Genomic DNA, 16,420 nt, shown 5'->3' with positions numbered 1-16,420 from the left:
GCGAGGCTTTTTTCTACTAATTACCTAAATATTTACCGGGCTGTTCGTACCCGGACGATTATTAACATGGCTTGAGTGTGTCTTTTGATAAGACATATTCTCCCTCGCTACATCAGGTAATGGGTGTGGATGTCTCGATTGTTTTGCTTGAGCTACTCAATATCTGAGTGCAGTTGACGGATCGTTCCCAAAGAACGGTCTGACGGAGGATTGATGGATTTCTGGACCCTTTTCAAAGTGTTGATCCTGGGCGCGGTAGAGGGCCTGACTGAGTTTCTGCCCATCTCCAGTACGGGCCACCAGATTATTGTTGCGGACTTGCTGGAGTTTGGCGGCGAACGCGCCATGGCGTTCAATATCATTATTCAGCTGGGCGCCATTCTTGCCGTAGTCTGGGAGTTTCGCCGCAAGATTACAGAGATCGTCAAAGGACTGCCGACTCAACGCAATGCACAGCGCTTCACGCTGAACTTGCTGATCGGCTTTCTTCCGGCCGTCGTTCTGGGTGTCTTGTTTGCCGACCAGATTCATCACTACCTGTTCAACCCGATCACCGTGGCAGTCGCATTGGTCGTGGGCGGCATTGTCATGTTGTGGGCGGAGCAGAGGGACCACGTGGTGCACATCGACCATGTCGACGACATGCGCTGGCCGGATGCGTTGAAGGTAGGCTTCGCGCAATGCCTGGCGATGATACCGGGCACTTCCCGTTCCGGATCGACCATTATCGGCGGGTTGCTGTTTGGCCTGTCGCGCAAGGCCGCCACCGAATACTCGTTCTTCCTGGCGATGCCGACCATGGTCGGTGCGGCGGTGTATTCAGGCTACAAGTACCGGGAGCTGTTCCAGGCCGACGACCTGGCGGTTTTCGCCCTGGGCTTCGTCACAGCGTTCTTTTTCGCCATGATCGCCGTGCGCGGCTTGCTCAAGTTCATTGCGAACCACAGCTATGCCGCCTTCGCGTGGTACCGGATTGTGTTCGGATTGTTGATCCTGGCGACCTGGGCATTCGGTTGGGTGAACTGGACGGCGGCGGCCGCCAGCTGACAGGCGAGCCAGGCGGATCGAACCGCCTGGCTTGAATGGCGAGAACAACCGGGCATCAACGCCCTTCAAGCAACCCGGCCGCTTGATCCAGCAAGGCCAGGGGCTCCTTGGCCTTGTGGATATCCACCGACAACAACTGCCGAAACTTGCGCGCCCCCGGAAACCCGGTGCCCAGCCCCAACACATGCCGCGTGATGTGGTGCATCGAACCGCCGGCATCGATGTGTGCCGCGATATACGGCCGCAACTGCGCCAGCGCTTCGGCACGGGTGATCACCGGCGCCGTACTGCCGAACAACTGCTGATCCACCTCGGCCATCACATAAGGGTTGTGATACGCCTCGCGGCCCAGCATCACGCCGTCGAACGTCTGCAAATGCTCGTGGCAGGCCTCCAGCGACTTGATCCCACCGTTGAGAATGATCTCAAGTTCAGGAAAATCCGCCTTCAACCGTGCCGCCACGTCATAACGCAGGGGCGGGATGTCACGGTTCTCCTTCGGCGACAACCCCTCCAGAATCGCAATTCGCGCATGCACGGTAAAACTGGTGCACCCGGCATCCCGCACCGTGCCGACGAAATCACACAACTCCTCGTAACTGTCCCGGCCATTGATCCCGATACGGTGCTTGACCGTCACCGGAATCGATACCGCATCACGCATCGCCTTCACACAATCGGCCACCAACTGCGGATGCCCCATCAGGCACGCGCCGATCATATTGTTCTGCACCCGATCGCTCGGGCAGCCGACATTCAGGTTCACCTCGTCGTAACCATGCTCCTGCGCCATGCGCGCACACGCCGCCAAGTCCAGCGGCACACTGCCGCCAAGCTGCAGGGCCAGCGGATGCTCGGCCTCGTTGTGGCGCAGAAAACGCTCGTGATCGCCGTTGAGCAGGGCACCGGTGGTGACCATTTCGGTGTAGAGCAGGGCGTTTTTCGACAGCAGACGCAGGAAGAAGCGGCAGTGGCGGTCGGTCCAGTCCATCATGGGGGCAACAGAAAACCGCCTGGATACCGAATCTGCTGGATAGGCTTGGTTTTCTGTGGGTTTTATCGGCATTTCGCTACTTCTCATTTGCTACGGTTTTTGCTTGGTATTGAGAGAGTGCCGCTGCAATGTAGCAATGCAAACCACTCGTGTAGCAAAACCATGGGAACAATCACCGTTCGCAAGCGCAAGGATGGCTCTGCAGCGTACACCGCATTGATCCGCATCATGCAAAAGGGTGTGACAGTTTATCAGGAAAGCCAGACTTTCGATTGCAACACCACAACCCAAGTCTGGCTCAAGCGACGCGAAACTGAGCTGGCCGAATCTGGTGCAATTGCCAAGGCCAATCGCAAGGGCGTAACGGTCAAGGAGCTGATCGAGCGCTACCGGGTTTGCCTGCTGACCGCCAATGCGTTAATCGCCTCGATCGGCGATGCGAAAGGCTTTAAAAAAGGACGGCAATTGGCTGCCTGGTCAGACCTTATGCCCAGGCAGCACTCCGGCGGTGCAAAGCCGACGTTGTCAGGAATGAACAAACGCGAAGGCGCGTACCTACGAACCTTGATGGCTCCGTGTAAGCGATTGAGGTAACCAGCAAGGGGGCGTCCATGAACGCCGGAACGCTGGTCGTGCGATTGCCTGATGCATCGAAACCCCTCGGCCTCCCGACTCCGGGGAGACCGAGGGCGCTAACGCCGCTAACGCTAGTCAGATCTTGCCGAAGTTGACACAACAGTAGCCCATATCGTCCTTCTCCTGCGCCTGCCGGAATTGATACGGCACCCATTCGCAACGCGTGACCAGGCCTGGGCTATTCAGTCCTTTGAGAAATGGCAGCAGCCTGCCGTTACTCAAGTCGCCACCGTAGCCGGTCTCAGACACATAGAGCACATGGATAGGTTTCTTGTCGCGCAAAAAGGCAAAATATGTCATGTGGTCCACTACGACATTTTCTGCCGACTCCGCAGGAATACCGCATGACTCCCCTAGCTTACTGATTGAATCCAAGTGAAGCTGAGCCCCCAGTACCGGAATCGAAAGCGGCTGCCCGGGCAAACTCGATTGCGCGAAGGAGGAGTTGTGTGCGAAGCCAGGGGTCACGAGAGTTAACAGTGTCACCATCGACGTCATAGAGAGCAGCAATAATAGTGAGTAGGCTACTAGTGTCGGGGTATTACTCAGCTTCACTGCGCGCCGGGAGTGCATCAACAGGGCTGCGATGATGATCGACACAGGCATGAATTGATTAGCTGCATAAAAATTCTGGATGTTGTAAAAAAACGCATTGATTAAATCTGCGCCGACCAACAACAGCGCCAGTACGACAGGCGCAGACACTTGGCGACGAACTACTTGCAACAGAAATACCGGGATGCTTACAACGTGGATTCCGATAATAAATGCATACAGAGAGTAATAAATGGCAAGATTGAGGTACGGCAACGCTTCAAAGCTACCGACCATAGGCGGCAGCCAGCCCGATTGAAAAGTGTCATTAAAGGTAATATGTATCAACAATCGGTCAGGGAAGCTCATTAAGTTATTGTAAGCGGCGCTGACAAACTCGCCTGGTGCAGAGAACAGCATGCCCGGTAACAATGTGTTGGCCGCCAGCATTTTTTGAATGTTCGGCGCATCCTGGCAGCCCGCCAGCGCGCTGAAATCGTGAAAGGTCTGAACGCACAGAATCACGATGAACAGCCACAAGCCATAGCGAATCGCTTTGTGGTACGTTGCCGTCGCCAACCATACTGCCGCAAGCGCGAATGGCGCATAGAACATGCTCTTCGGGTGAGCATAGAAAAATAATGTCAGCAACAATGCAAGCCCAACAGTCATCGCCATCTGCGCGCGCGCAGATTTTTGCTCCTTGAAGAAGAGTGCCAACAAACAAAGCACCAGGATCGGCAACATCAGAAACTGTTCAGGACGCGACAAGACCCATAGATAGGGTAGGACACCCAATGAAGCCACTGCAACCAATCCAGCGAAACGCTGAAGAGCCCCTCCCAAATCACGTGTCTGCGCCAAGCACCAATAAGCGAGCAAGGCAAACCAGATCAGCGATAAAGAAATACCGCTGACTCTCAAGCCAAAAGGACCCAGGTGGGCATAGAGCGTCGACAGTAATATACCGGCCGGATAAAACACCGGTGAAACTGTCCGCCCTGCGGTTGTTGTGCATTGTGGAAAAAGGGTAACCGCATTTCCGTCATCCAGAAAGAGTCGTGCAACCCTGAATTTTGTCATGACTTCATCGGAGTAAATCGGAAGAAGTACTCCGCTCAGTAATACAGCAAAGAACAATACCAGAATAATTATTGGAATTTTACTTGTTAAAACATTTCTCATTCTTAAGTATCCGGTCGATTTAGAAATCGATTATTCCATCTTCGTCAGTAAATTCGTATTAATCGGCGCCAATGATAGCCCAATCCCAGCATTGACCCTACATTGTATCCATCTAACCTGAAATGGAGAGGGGGGCTTCAGCTGCTGCAAAACTGGTTTGTCTTGAGCGATCCGGCAATGGAAAAGGCGTTCTATAAATCACTTCATTACGCCAGTTCGCCCGTTAATCCCCATGTTTAGTACTCGTCAGACGTAGAGATCAGGCCACCAGTGTGCTGAGCGGTTAATTCATTTATCTTACTGGTAACGATATACCGTGCATCCAATGTCATGGGTGCAGCTACGCAGGGTGCAGATCAGCAATTGCACGCTGCGTGTTCTCCCTCAGGAAGCGGCGCGCTGTAGCGAGTCGACGATGCCTGCCTGTTGCTCCTGTGTCAGCCCCACCCACAGTGGCAAGCGGATCAAGCGTTCCGACAGGGTGTCTGTATTTGTCATCGCGCCATGTTTTCGGCCGTAGCGCAGTCCTGCCGGTGAGGAGTGCAACGGTACGTAATGGAACACCGGGTAGATATTGTCGTGTTTAAGCTTCTCTAGCGTGCGTTGGCGATCGATGCCGGGAGCAAGTAAGACATAGTACATGTGCGCATTGTGTGTGCAATCTGCCGGAATGATCGGGCGGCGTACTGCGCCTGTCAACTCAAGCCCTTCGAGCGCTTGGTGATAGCGGTTCCAGCTATCCAGGCGATTTTGTGTAATCGACTGTGCCTCTTCCAGCTGCGCCCAAAGAAAAGCGGCGGTCAATTCACCCGGCAGGTAGGAAGAACCGACTTCCTGCCAAGTGTACTTGTCCACTTCACCTCTGAAGAAACGGCTTCGGTCCGTACCTTTCTCCCGAATAACCTCGGCGCGTAATGCCAGTGTCGGGTCGTTAACCAGTAGCGCGCCGCCTTCGCCGGATATCACGTTCTTGGTTTCATGGAAGCTATACGCGCCCAGATCACCAATACTGCCCAGGGCTCTTCCTTTATAAGAGGCCATGACCCCCTGCGCAGCATCCTCAACCACGCGGAGGCCGTGCCGGCGGGCGATCTCCATGATCGTGTCCATTTCGCATGCGACGCCAGCGTAGTGAACCGGAACGATTGCCTTGGTGCGAGGTGTAATCGCAGCCTCGATCAGGCGTTCGTCCATATTCAGTGTGTCTTTTCTGATATCGACAAATACCGGTATTCCACCGCGCAATACAAAAGCGTTAGCCGTGGAGACGAAAGTGTAAGAGGGCATGATGATCTCATCCCCAGGTTCAATATTCAGCAATAGGGCTGACATTTCCAGAGCAGCAGTACAAGAGTGCGTCAACAGTGCCTTTTCGCTGGCAGTGTGCTGCTCAAGCCACTGATGGCAACGTCGAGTGAAGGGGCCGTCACCAGCAAGCTTATTAAGGAACTTTGCCTCTGCAATGTAGTAAAGTTCCTTTCCCGTCATGAAAGGGCGATTGAAGGGGATTTTAAAGTCGCTCACTGTAGGTCTCCAGGTTATCGTTTTTTGGCTAACAGTAAGAGTGAGCCGCCGAGAGGAAAGGTGATGCCTGCCTTCAAAAGGCAAAGCTCCATCTTCATAACGAACTCAAGGAGCCGATTGGTCCGGTCAGAAATATCGAACTCGCTGTTTACTTCCGCATTTTTTTGCCCGGGGCGCTGTCGTGCCAGCCACATCAAGGGGACGAGCAGGGTGACAAAGGATGTGACGTATTGAACCTCAAGGTCGGCGCGGCCTACCTTGTCGACGATCTCGCGTCGCGTGTAGCGGCGCACGTGGCAGGCGCGCTCATCCGCAGCGGACCACAGCCAGCGGTGCTGGGGAACGGTCAGCAATAGCTGACCGTTCTTATGCAATGCGCGGGAAAGATTCGCCAGTACCTGTTCATCTTCCTCGATATGTTCGATGACATCAAAAGCGCCAATTACATCAAATCGCTCTGCATCGTTCATGGCACGCGCGTCCAGCTTTTCAAAGCTTGCACTGGGTACGCGTCGACGTGCATGTATCAGGCCTTCATCGAAAAACTCGGTGCCGGAGAGTGTCGTTTCGGGAAATTCCTGGTGAATCCCTTCCAGCACAAAGCCAGTACCGCAACCAATCTCCAGGAAATTCCGGATTTTGCCGATGCGAGATTTCAGCACCCAAATGATCACGCGGTTACGGGCGCGAAACCACCAGTGGCGTGCCTCTGCCTGGGCAAGTGCCTCAAAGGCGGACTTGGGGAACGGGGTGCGATCTGGGGGCATCAAACTGGCTCTCTGTTTTTAGTTTCTATCTTTCAGGCGATTTTCCCGAATAGTATCCCACAAGTAAACAAAGCCACCGCAAGCGGCAGGGATCAGTACCATTAGAATGTAGTTTGCCAGGGAGGCGCCCACGGCGATATTGGCTGGTACGTCAAGTAGGCCATAAAAATAAACAAAAAAACCTTCGCGTACCCCAAGTCCACCCACTGTTATTGGAACCATGGTCAGGATGGCGATGACCGGATAGAGAGCAAAGTGCTGAATGAAGGGGATGTCATAGCCATAGGCGCGAAATACAAAATACACTACCGAAATCAGAGATATTTGATAGCAGCAGATAAAAAACAGGGATGACGTGAGCGCCTGCCGGTAGGGGAAGTTAATGGTGCTGGCATGAAGTTTCTGAATATACCCCAGCAATAGAGACAGTGGCGGGTTTTTGACGGTGCGGAAGCCATAAAGTGCATGGATTTTTTTACTGGTCAATATTATTTGGGTCACTAGGGCTATGCTGCTGACGGTGCCGACGGTGATGATGAGTGGCGCGTAGTTGTCTGAAACAGGTAAGAAGGGCAGGGCAAAAAGAGTAAAGGTGCACAACACCAATAGTCCAATCATGCGCTCAATGATTACTGAACTGCCTGCGGTACCCCGCTTTTCCGGGTGGCGTCGTTCGATGTGAATCATACGAAAGGCGTCCGCCCCCTGTGATGAAGGTAAAATCAAACCTTGAAATTGAGAAACCAGAGTTATTTTCCAGAGGCTTGCTAACTTTTCTTCAATCGAATTGAGTCGCAGGAACACTTGCCAGCGGTTGACAGAGAAAAAAGAACTCAAAGTGATTGGGATAACAGCAGCCAACGCAAGGTAGTGCCATGCTGTAATGTCGCTGATTAATGCCGTTAGTTTAAGATCAAATGTGTGTATGAGAAACGCACAGATAAAAATTGCGATCAACAATTTCATAAGCGTTAAAGGCATGCAGGGTGCTCAACGTAGGAGAGTGAGGCTAACGCTGTGTAGATAATAGGTTGGCGAACCCTGTCACGGTCGAGAGCGGCATGAGGGGGAGTGAACATACTGTTTTTCTCCCTTACATGACAAAGGATGTCGGTTATTGCAGCTTCGATTTTATGTAGTCGGCCAGGTCATTGATGGTTTTAAGGCCTTCAATATCCTCGTCAGGTATCTCGATGACGTAGTGATCCTGGATAGACAGAATGATATTGAACATGCCGAGCGAGTCAACGCCCTGGTCGCTCAGGTTGATGTTGTCGCGCAGCGTTGAGGCATCTGGTACAACCTCAGCCTGGGAAATAATGTTGATAATTTGTTCTTTTGTCTGGGGCATAGTCAGTATTTCATCATGTGGGTATTGAAGTTACCCCGGCCGGTACGTTTGTACTGCGCAGGGAGCCAAGTGGTATTGCTGGCAGTTGACGAGGTCTTCTGCAGGCTACTGTGCTGAACGGTGGACATGTTGCCACACTCCATGCAACAGAGGGAGCCTGCTCTGTTGCATGCTCCAAAAGATGTAGCACATTAGCAGCTGTCGAGAGAGGCGTGTCGCGTTGATCGTCGAGCCAGAAGCCTCGTTGAACCGGCACCCCGCCTTACTGCAAGGTTCATATGCGAGTGGCAGGCTACTCGGCTTTGAGGGCGCTGAAGTAGAGCGTACCGATATGTTGTGTATTGAGCTTGATGCGACTACGGGTCAATCGAGTGCCCAGCGTCTGCTCAAGTGTCAGGTCTACCCCGCTCAAGTCAAAACGCGGCGGCCACTTCGGGCTTTCCCAGCGACAGAAAACCCACTGGCTGCCACTGGGTATGCTCAACTCCTTGAGATGCAGTGCCTTGTTCATGGATACCAGCACTTCGATCGGAGAGATGTCATCTGGCATGGTCGTCAGGCTCACTGACCGCTGGGCGGGTGTGAAAACACATTGTTTTTCAACCAGTGACTCATCGTAAGCACGTCGTGTATCGGCGTAACCTTCGCCTTGAATCAATTTGCCTTCATGATCAATACCGTCGAGTTGAAAGGTGAAGGTGGCGATAGCCTCACCCGGCAATGATCGAGGGGTTGATCTAGGCCACCAGTGACAGGTGAGTAGATGTTTGGTCATTCTATTGATTCTGAAGTCCAGCTTTTCGATGCGTGCGTGCGGTGCATGGCGAGTGATGGCCTGCATCGTGGCATTGAGCATGTCGGACCCGTGTATGTAGGTTCGTTCGCCTTTGAATCCCAGTGATAGCTCGATGAAGTGCATCACTTTTGTTTCCTGAGGTGAGCTGTCATGTTAGCCCTGTGATTGATTGCGAAGTTTCCAGAAACGACGCTGTTTGGCGCGATGTCGCCGATGACGACCGAACCCATTTTTATTTGTACCGCGTCGCCAATCACAAGTCCCTGTGCGATGGAGCAAGAGGCGCCAACCCATGCGCCGGTCCCCAGGCGTGTGCGTCCTGCAATAACGGTATTGCCAGAAATCACAGAGTTCTTACCAATCACGGCGCCATGACCAATATTGGTCATGATGCCGATCTGGCAATTTTCGCTGATGGTTGTCGGCTGCTGGAACAAGGACCTCGCGATCACTGCGCCAGCAAGTATCTGGCAACCCGATTCAATACGTACACTGCCCTGATGTTTGACCACCATCAGCGTGCCGTTGTCGTTGCGTAGCGTGATCAAGCCCTCGGCGCCTACAACGGCATTTGAGCCGATGTAGACATTGTCTCCGATTTCGACAAGGCCTTCGATCACCACATTTGCTGAAATTTCGACATTGTTACCCAGTGTGGCCAGTGGCGAGATAACAGCGCTGGGGTGCAGCGTGCAATTTTCACCGATGCTCGGTGCTTGCGCAGTTGCGCGCTTTGAATTTTCACTCAAGCGGTTGTAGAGGCGAAAAAAAGAAGTGCGTGGGTCGGCACAGAACACAATTGATTTTTCAGTCGCTAATTCTTCATTTTTTAAACTTTCGGGGCACAGGACGCACGCGACATTGGGCGTAGCCAATGCTTTTTGCAAATAGTGCAAATTCTGGCAGTAAACCAGTGCGCCTGGCGTTTGCGCATCGATTTCGTCGAGGTGTGCAAATACCCCATTGTTTAAAATGTGTTCAGCAGGGAAATAATCCACGACGCGGTAAGCGGATGTCATCATTACTCCACATGCTCTTCAATAATGGGGAATTGACTGAGGTGGGTTGCATTTTCAACCAGTCTTCCGAGGTACTCGCCTTGCACGCCTAGTGCCAGAAGGATGTTCCCGGTGAGGAATGACAGCAGGATCGCCAGCGACGCCCAGCCTGGCACTATATGATCGGTCAGGAGGGTGCGCAGCAGAACATACATAGCAAAAAAAATGCTCGACGCACTGACCAAAAAGCCCCAGATCGACACGTAGCGAAGTGGCAACAGGGAGTAATTGACGATAAGGAACGAAAGCGTTTTGAACATCTTGCCAAGGGTGTAAGTGCTCGGGCCGCCATCGGCGCGCGGCGCGTGGCGAATGCTCACGTTCGCCATCATGCTGACGGGCACCGAATTAAAAAGCATCGCGGCGATATGTGGGTGTGAACCCTGATATCTGACGAGTTGTCTTGCCACCTGTTGACTCATGGCCCTGTAGCTCGAGAGGCTGAAGTCGGCCGGTTTGCCCATGACCTTACTAACCAGTTTCTGGTTGATGCGCGAAGCCACGTTGCGCCAGGCACTGTGCTGTTTTTCAGCCATCGGGATCTTACCGATGACGACATGCTTGCCGGCTCGAAGTTGATCAATAAACAGTGGGAGGTCTTCGGGAAAGCACTGCAGGTCATCGTCGATTGTCACGACATAGCGTTTACAGGCATAGCCGATGCCGCACAGCGTAGAGTGTTGTTGTCCCTTGTTCTTCGCGAAGCGAACGACTTTGACTCGGCGGTCTTGCTCGTGAAGTGCCAGAGCGGCAAACCACGTCTGGTCCGGGCTTGCGTCATCGACAAGAATAATCTCCCAGTCGTCGCAAATCTGATCAAGAGTCGCGCGTGCACGCTCGTAAAATTGCGGGAGCGTACTTGCGCTTTTATAAACGGGTACCACTAAGCTTACTGAGACGGTTTTATCAATCACCTTGAGCCTCATCCTGATCATTCGATTGTGCGATGACGCATGCTGCCAATGCGTCCTGCCTGGATTTTACAAGCTTGTAGAGTTGTTGTTTGCTACTTGGCATCACGCGCTGAAGGAGGGGGTATGCCATATGCCAACTGATGGGTAATCCTCAGGAAGCGGGACACCGAACGCATGAACAACATTACTTCTCATGTGAGGTGGGCCATCAGGCTCTACCAGCAACCAAGTGTCGGACAAATGCGTACAGGGCACCGAACAAAGCACGTTGATTGGTCGGTTTAAGGCGCGGATTTTAAGCTATGGGGGGAAAGGTGTCACGGTACGGGAAACTTTACCTCTCGTTTTCAATCTGTTCGAGGGGGATTGGTCTGGTAACCCCCTCCGGAAACTGCAACGGCTTCCGATTCTCTCGATCTTGGTCAATGCTCCGCTGACTCTCAGCAGGTGGTCAGCAAACGTCTACGAGATCCTTGCATCGTTGAACGTCTTGACCACTGATCTGGCTTGCAAGCTCGAAGGTTCAGCACCCAGTTTGGCGCTGTCGATTCAGCAACTGGCGGTGGTGGGGGAGTTGTTGGTGAATCGAGCATTGGACAATGTCGATCCCCAAGGCAGTGGGTTTGAGAGAATGCCAGGTGCGCCCCGGTTCCTGAACCAGCGCTGTCACCCCCAAAAGTTACATGTTGCCTGGCTCAGACGAGGCATAGGATGACCGCCAAAGGTCATTTCCCCCGCGCCTCAACACACAGGAATAAAAAATGTTCGCAAACCTGATCAAGGTCTCGCTAATCGCAAGTGCCGTGCTGTTGAGCGCCTGTTCGGGTGTGAGTGCCCATCGCGATTATTCGGCTGACTCGGTGCAGCCGGCCGGCTTTGGCCCGGGACCCACCCACAGCAACGCCAACCAGATGAATTTCCATGGCAGTGCGTTGGGCAATAGCTTTGGCGGGTATGGTGCGGGGTTGTTGCATGACGATTGACCGGTGACGCAAAACGGTGGAAATCACTCCACCGTTTTGCTATCCGGGCGAGGCTCAGACCATCCTCAAGCCTTCAAAAGGATTCCAGCCTTGCGAGCCTTTTACCTGTTTCAGGTAGTAGGCGTAGTTGGCGCTCAATCCGTACATCAGTGCAAAGACGATATTCATACCGCTGTTGAGGGCCTTGGGGGCTTCTTCATAACCCAGCAGGGTGAAAATCAAGGCCAGGACGAAGGACAGGGCAACGATGATCGCGATGATCGCCAGGTTCTTTTTCCACAGCCCAAGCACGAAGAAATAGATCGGCCCGAAAAAGAATGCGATGAAGTTCAGGTTGATCAGGATGCGCTTGCGCGCTGGCAACTGTTTGAAGCCCAATTTGAAGTCAGGGCTTTTGGGGCCGCCGTACTGATCAAAAAAAGCGAAACGTTCCTGCCATTTCGGGCTGACATTGTAGGTTTGCAATTCATCCGTGCTGCTCATTATCTGTCCTTATTTGAGGGTTCTGCTCGGTCGAGGCATCGACCGGATTATCGTTCGGTGCGCCTATCAACGCGTTTTGCTGTGACCGGCCTGTTACCGGTGCGAAAGTAGTTTCAAGGATGTAACGCGATTTAACAAGTCATGATCAGGCGCCTTGGCATGCCGTTATTTGCCTTCAGGCACCGCCAGCCACTGCCGCCGAATCTTCTGATAATTGCCCGTTGCCTTGGCCAGGTGCAGCCACTGATCGACGTACAGCTTCCAGGTGATGTCGTCACGGGGCAGCAGGTAGGCTTTTTCGCCGTATTGCAGGTAGTGCGTCGGGTTGACGGCGCACAGGCCCGGTTTGAGCTTCTGCTGATACAACGCCTCCGACGCATCGGTGATCATCACGTCAGCCTTTTTATCCAGCAGTTCCTGGAAGATGCTCAGGTTATCGCGCAGCTGCAATTGCGCCTGGGGCAGGTAGGCGTGGACGAACGCTTCGTTGGTGCCGCCGGCGGGTTCGACCAGGCGAACCGAGGGCTGGTTGATCTGTTCGACGGTCTGGTACAGCGCCTGGTCTTCGCAACGCACCAACGGGATTTTGCCGTCGACGTCCAGGATGTTGCTGAAGAAGGCTTTTTTCTGCCGTTCCAGGGTGACCGAGATGCCGCCCATGGCGATGTCGCACTTGCCGGCGAGCATGTCGGGCATCAGGGTTTTCCAGGTGGTGGGCACCCACTCGACTTTGACGCCCAGGCTGTCGGCCAGGGCGTGGGCCATGGCGATGTCGATGCCGGAATACGCGCCGTCCTCGGCCTTGAGGGTGTAGGGCTTGTAGTCGCCGGTGGTGCAAACGCGCAGCTGTCCCTGTTGCATGACGCTGTCCAGATGCGAAGGTTCTGCCTGGGCGCCAAGGGAGAGTGCGAGCAAGCCGCCGAGCATCATTGCTCTTTTGATTTTCGTCATTGATATCGGGCTATTGTGCTGGAGTGGTTTTGAAAGGGGGAGTGTAGTGAAACTTTCATCGGTGTGAAAAATCAATGCCCCCTGAATAGGGCTTCAGTATCGCGCTCACTCGGCCTGAATAAATTACGGCTGATTTCCCGCTCGGGGGTAGAACGTTGCCTGGTGGTTGGATTACGTCAGAAGCGTTACTCAATCGACCATTACTTCAAGCGTTCAGCCGCCTTGCGATAAACCTGCTCACGTTCCCGTTTATCCACGGCTACCACAAACACGGTAATTTCCTGGTCAATCACTTGATAGACCAAGCCGTAACCGCTGCTACGTAGTTTGACTTTGTAGCAGTCAGGAAAACCATGCAGGCGGTTAGCTTCAATGCGTGGATTGTTCAGGATCTCCACCAGCTTCTTTTTGAGCTGCTGTCGGACTGTGTCGCCAAGTTTTTGCCATTCCTTCAATGCGCGGGCATCAAACTCAAGGCTATAGGTCATCTATGGAAACCCTGACTCGTTGAGGAGATGCAAGCCGTTCCCGCACAGTGGCCAATAGAGCCTCATCATCTTCAGTCATCAAGACAGGCTTGAAAGGCAATTGACCACGCTCCGCCACATATTGCAGGGTCTGGCGCATCAGTTCGGAAGGCGTGACGCCGAGTTTTTCCAGTTCGAGATAGGCGCGAGCTTTGAGGTCGTCATCGATACGGATGTTGATAGATGCCATGGGACAGGTTCTCATGTAATGACATTTGTCATTACATTGAATCAAGAGTTCCTCATTGGCAAGTCCGCCGAGACATACGGCTAATTTAGAGAAAACTCGTACTCGGGAAGATGAAAGCGTCAGCCAGAAATGATCCCATCGCCTGGGCCATTGTCCTGGTTTGGCTGGCCCAAGTTTAAATCGGTACGTCAGTGTCAGAGATTTCCCCTTGAAGTTGCCTCATTCCACTTCCGGGCTCAACGTCCCCAGCCACGCCACCAACCCCACAATCAAAACCGCCGCGACCATTTCCACTACCACACTGCGTCGAAGTGCATGGGCTGCCACGCGATACTGGCCCTCGCGCAATGACCGCTCCAGCAAGGGGCCAAGATGAAAGCGGTTCAGCGCCGCCAACACCAGCATCCCGGCAAACAGCAGCACTTTGATCGCTAGCAGAATTCCGTAATGGCCGAGTAAAACCTCATCGAGTCTCGGCCCGACGATGAACAGGTAGTTCACCACGCCCGTCACGGTGATGATCACGACGATCAACGCACCGACAAGCTCGAATCGCCTGACGGCGTGAGCCAGCAAACGAATGTGTGCTTCAGTTTGCAGGGTGCGGGGTTGCGCCATCAACGCAAACGCCAGCAATGCGCCGAGCCAGGCGCCCGCCACCAGCAGGTGCAGGATGTCTGTGGCGAAGTGCCAGTTACGACGGCTGCCTTCGTCCATGGCGCCATGCCCGCTCCAGGCCAGGCTGGCGAGGGCGATGCCGCCGGCAGTGCTGGCGATCACCAGGCTGAGGCCGGGGGCGCGTGGGTTGAGCGTCACCGCCAGACCTGCGACCGCCAACGCAATCATTCGCACGGCCCAGGCCATCCCGACGTCTGTCTCGAACAGCATCATCTCGAGGTGAGGGCCTAGCTCGGCTATGTCTGATTCGCCGCTCATGGCGCGGACCATCAGCACCATGCCGGCGATGGACAGCAGTGCACCGAACCCGGCAGTTCCCGTCAGCCATCGGCGAAAGGGCAGAACCGTGCCGGATCGCCGTTGCTGCCCTTTAAAGCTGTAGAGCCCGAACAGCGCCACGCCAAACAACAGCATCAAATCCACATACAACACAAACCGCAGAACGACGTTGGCCGGGTCGCTCATCGATCATTTCACTTTGAAGGTGACGTTGCCGGTGATCGGGTGGGTGTCCGACGACACCGCGCGCCATTCGACCTTGTAGGTACCGGCAGTCAAAGGTGTTGTCGGGGTAATGAGCATGGTTTTCGGATCGCTGCCGCCGCTGACCTTGGCCTTGACCGGCATCGGGGCGTGGGCCATGCCGGCCATTTCGGTCATCAGCAGTTTGGCGCCGGAAAACTGCGTGACGAGGTTTTCGGAAAAGTGCAGTTCGATCTTGTCGGGCGGCGCACCTTCCGCGCCTTCCACTGGAGTGGAGGCGAGCAGTTTGGGGTGGGCTTGAGCGAGGGTGTTCATGAGCAGGCCGCTGAGTAACGCGATAACGACGGCGGTGGGTTTGATGATGCGCATGCAAGGTCCTTTACCGCTCGAAGCGGTTGTTGTTGGTTTTGGGGGGAGTCTGTTCAGAACCACATCCGAACACCGAGCACGAGGCGGGCTTCGCTGCGGTCCTCGCCTTCGTCGTTGGCGTAGTCGGCGGTGTTGCCGTAGGTGCGGTTCCAGGTCACGCCGAGGTAAGGCGCGAATTCCCGGCGGATTTCGTAGCGCAGGCGCAAGCCCGCCTCGGTGTTGGACAGCCCCGCGCCGATGCCCCGTTGCGGATCGTTTTTGCCGTAGGCGTTGAGTTCGACGGTCGGCTGCAGGATCAGCCGGTTGGTCAGCAGGATGTCGTAGTCGCCTTCCAGCCGCACGGCGCTCTGGCCGCCTTCGCCGATGAAGGCCGTGGCTTGGGCCTCGAAGTTGTACAGCGCCATGCCTTGCACGCCGAACGCGGCCCAGGTTTGCGGGGCGCCGGGTTTGAAGTCCTGGCGCACACCGCTGACCACGTCCCACCACGGGGAAATCGCGTGGCCCCACAGGGCCTGGATTTCCGCATCCTCGGTCACGCCGTTGGTGCGCTCGCCTTCGGAGCGCAGCCACAGGCGATCGATATCGCCGCCGACCCAACCGGACAAATCCCAAGCCAGGGTGCTGCCGTCATCGGCGTCCTGCCATTCGAGTTTGTCGGCGAGGAAAAACGAATTGAGTGTGTTGTCGTGCACATGGTGGCCGGCGGGATCGACATACACCGCCGCGCGATCGGCATCGGTCAGCACCGGGATCGGCGTACGGCTTTCGCTGGGGGCAGCGGGCTGCATCTGGCCCTCGTCCATGCTCTGCATCTGGCTGTGGTCCATGCCTTGCATCTGGGTATGGTCCATCTGGCTATGATCCATGCCTTGCATGCCGTCGCTGGCGGCCATTGCCGTCGAAGTCACGAATGCAAAAAAAACCGGGGTGAATCGAATCATGGGGTGCGC

At 54.5% G+C, this 16,420-nt stretch carries 18 protein-coding genes and 2 pseudogenes; 4 read left to right on the top strand and 16 right to left on the bottom strand.

Going from position 1 to position 16,420, the window contains the following annotated elements; translation table 11 throughout:
- The first annotated feature begins 213 nt into the window (after positions 1-213).
- On the top strand, positions 214-1,047 hold the full coding sequence (locus KW846_RS04295; RefSeq protein ID WP_218481445.1) for an undecaprenyl-diphosphate phosphatase: 834 nt from the start codon (positions 214-216) through the stop codon (positions 1,045-1,047).
- A gap of 55 nt (positions 1,048-1,102) precedes the next feature.
- Here KW846_RS04295 and dusA read toward each other — a convergent pair whose 3' ends face one another.
- Positions 1,103-2,113 (bottom strand): tRNA dihydrouridine(20/20a) synthase DusA, encoded by a 1,011-nt coding sequence (gene dusA / locus KW846_RS04290; RefSeq protein WP_218481444.1) that lies wholly within the window; start codon positions 2,111-2,113, stop codon positions 1,103-1,105.
- 330 nt (positions 2,114-2,443) lie between these two features.
- Here dusA and KW846_RS29935 point away from each other — a divergent pair.
- Positions 2,444-2,611: pseudogene (locus KW846_RS29935) on the top strand (transposase); the annotation flags it as partial.
- A gap of 141 nt (positions 2,612-2,752) precedes the next feature.
- On the opposite strand, the gene KW846_RS04280 reads toward KW846_RS29935, so the two are convergent.
- The 8 genes from KW846_RS04280 to KW846_RS04245 form a co-directional block, all read right to left on the bottom strand.
- Entirely contained in the window at positions 2,753-4,396 is a 1,644-nt protein-coding gene (locus KW846_RS04280) for a hypothetical protein (RefSeq protein ID WP_256356599.1), read from the bottom strand.
- A 384-nt stretch (positions 4,397-4,780) separates the two neighbouring features.
- On the bottom strand, positions 4,781-5,920 hold the full coding sequence (gene rffA / locus KW846_RS04275; protein WP_218481442.1) for a dTDP-4-amino-4,6-dideoxygalactose transaminase: 1,140 nt from the start codon (positions 5,918-5,920) through the stop codon (positions 4,781-4,783).
- A 14-nt stretch (positions 5,921-5,934) separates the two neighbouring features.
- Positions 5,935-6,687 (bottom strand): trans-aconitate 2-methyltransferase, encoded by a 753-nt coding sequence (locus KW846_RS04270; protein WP_218481441.1) that lies wholly within the window; start codon positions 6,685-6,687, stop codon positions 5,935-5,937.
- A gap of 18 nt (positions 6,688-6,705) precedes the next feature.
- A complete protein-coding gene (locus tag KW846_RS04265) occupies positions 6,706-7,668 on the bottom strand; it encodes a lysylphosphatidylglycerol synthase transmembrane domain-containing protein (protein WP_218481440.1) in 963 nt (320 codons plus the stop codon).
- 133 nt (positions 7,669-7,801) lie between these two features.
- Positions 7,802-8,038, bottom strand: a complete 237-nt coding sequence (locus KW846_RS04260) for an acyl carrier protein (RefSeq protein ID WP_218481439.1) — start codon at positions 8,036-8,038, stop codon at positions 7,802-7,804.
- A 292-nt stretch (positions 8,039-8,330) separates the two neighbouring features.
- Complete coding sequence (locus KW846_RS04255; RefSeq protein ID WP_218481438.1) at positions 8,331-8,957, bottom strand: hypothetical protein; 627 nt, start codon at positions 8,955-8,957, stop codon at positions 8,331-8,333.
- Positions 8,957-9,853 carry a DapH/DapD/GlmU-related protein gene (locus tag KW846_RS04250; RefSeq protein WP_218481437.1) on the bottom strand — a complete coding sequence of 299 codons (897 nt, stop codon included), beginning with the start codon at positions 9,851-9,853 and terminating at the stop codon, positions 8,957-8,959. Before KW846_RS04250 ends, KW846_RS04255 begins: the two co-directional genes overlap by 1 nt.
- Before the next feature lie 2 nt (positions 9,854-9,855).
- On the bottom strand, positions 9,856-10,806 hold the full coding sequence (locus KW846_RS04245; protein ID WP_218481436.1) for a glycosyltransferase family 2 protein: 951 nt from the start codon (positions 10,804-10,806) through the stop codon (positions 9,856-9,858).
- Between the two features lie 466 nt (positions 10,807-11,272).
- On the opposite strand from KW846_RS04245, the pseudogene KW846_RS29930 reads away from it, so the two are divergent.
- Both KW846_RS29930 and KW846_RS04240 read left to right on the top strand, forming a co-directional pair.
- Positions 11,273-11,422, top strand: a pseudogene (locus KW846_RS29930) (DUF6124 family protein); the annotation flags it as partial.
- A 145-nt stretch (positions 11,423-11,567) separates the two neighbouring features.
- Positions 11,568-11,789 (top strand): hypothetical protein, encoded by a 222-nt coding sequence (locus KW846_RS04240; protein WP_218481435.1) that lies wholly within the window; start codon positions 11,568-11,570, stop codon positions 11,787-11,789.
- A gap of 54 nt (positions 11,790-11,843) precedes the next feature.
- Here KW846_RS04240 and KW846_RS04235 read toward each other — a convergent pair whose 3' ends face one another.
- The 7 genes from KW846_RS04235 to KW846_RS04205 all read right to left on the bottom strand — a co-directional run bounded on the left by KW846_RS04235 (position 11,844) and on the right by KW846_RS04205 (position 16,411).
- Positions 11,844-12,272 carry a DUF2628 domain-containing protein gene (locus KW846_RS04235; RefSeq protein ID WP_218481434.1) on the bottom strand — a complete coding sequence of 143 codons (429 nt, stop codon included), beginning with the start codon at positions 12,270-12,272 and terminating at the stop codon, positions 11,844-11,846.
- A 165-nt stretch (positions 12,273-12,437) separates the two neighbouring features.
- Positions 12,438-13,199 carry a transporter substrate-binding domain-containing protein gene (locus KW846_RS04230; protein ID WP_371321727.1) on the bottom strand — a complete coding sequence of 254 codons (762 nt, stop codon included), beginning with the start codon at positions 13,197-13,199 and terminating at the stop codon, positions 12,438-12,440.
- Between the two features lie 224 nt (positions 13,200-13,423).
- Positions 13,424-13,711, bottom strand: a complete 288-nt coding sequence (locus KW846_RS04225; protein ID WP_218481432.1) for a type II toxin-antitoxin system RelE/ParE family toxin — start codon at positions 13,709-13,711, stop codon at positions 13,424-13,426.
- The gene (locus KW846_RS04220; protein WP_007978625.1) at positions 13,701-13,940 is read right to left on the bottom strand and encodes a type II toxin-antitoxin system RelB/DinJ family antitoxin; all 240 of its coding nucleotides are present in this window, start codon (positions 13,938-13,940) and stop codon (positions 13,701-13,703) included. The genes KW846_RS04225 and KW846_RS04220 overlap by 11 nt, the downstream gene beginning before the upstream one ends.
- 219 nt (positions 13,941-14,159) lie before the next feature.
- Complete coding sequence (copD, locus tag KW846_RS04215) at positions 14,160-15,083, bottom strand: copper homeostasis membrane protein CopD (RefSeq protein ID WP_218481431.1); 924 nt, start codon at positions 15,081-15,083, stop codon at positions 14,160-14,162.
- A 3-nt stretch (positions 15,084-15,086) separates the two neighbouring features.
- Positions 15,087-15,470: a copper homeostasis periplasmic binding protein CopC gene (gene copC / locus KW846_RS04210; protein WP_116582062.1), complete on the bottom strand. Its 384-nt coding sequence runs from the start codon at positions 15,468-15,470 to the stop codon at positions 15,087-15,089.
- A gap of 53 nt (positions 15,471-15,523) precedes the next feature.
- Positions 15,524-16,411, bottom strand: coding sequence for a copper resistance protein B (locus tag KW846_RS04205; RefSeq protein WP_218481430.1), 888 nt, complete (start codon positions 16,409-16,411; stop codon positions 15,524-15,526).
- Between the last annotated feature and the right edge of the window lie 9 nt (positions 16,412-16,420).

Origin of the sequence: Pseudomonas sp. PDM32, assembly GCF_019219225.1 — a bacterium.
GTDB lineage: Bacteria > Pseudomonadota > Gammaproteobacteria > Pseudomonadales > Pseudomonadaceae > Aquipseudomonas > Aquipseudomonas laurylsulfatiphila.
Note: the sequence above shows the minus strand (reverse complement) of the source record. Positions and strands in the feature narration are given on the sequence as shown.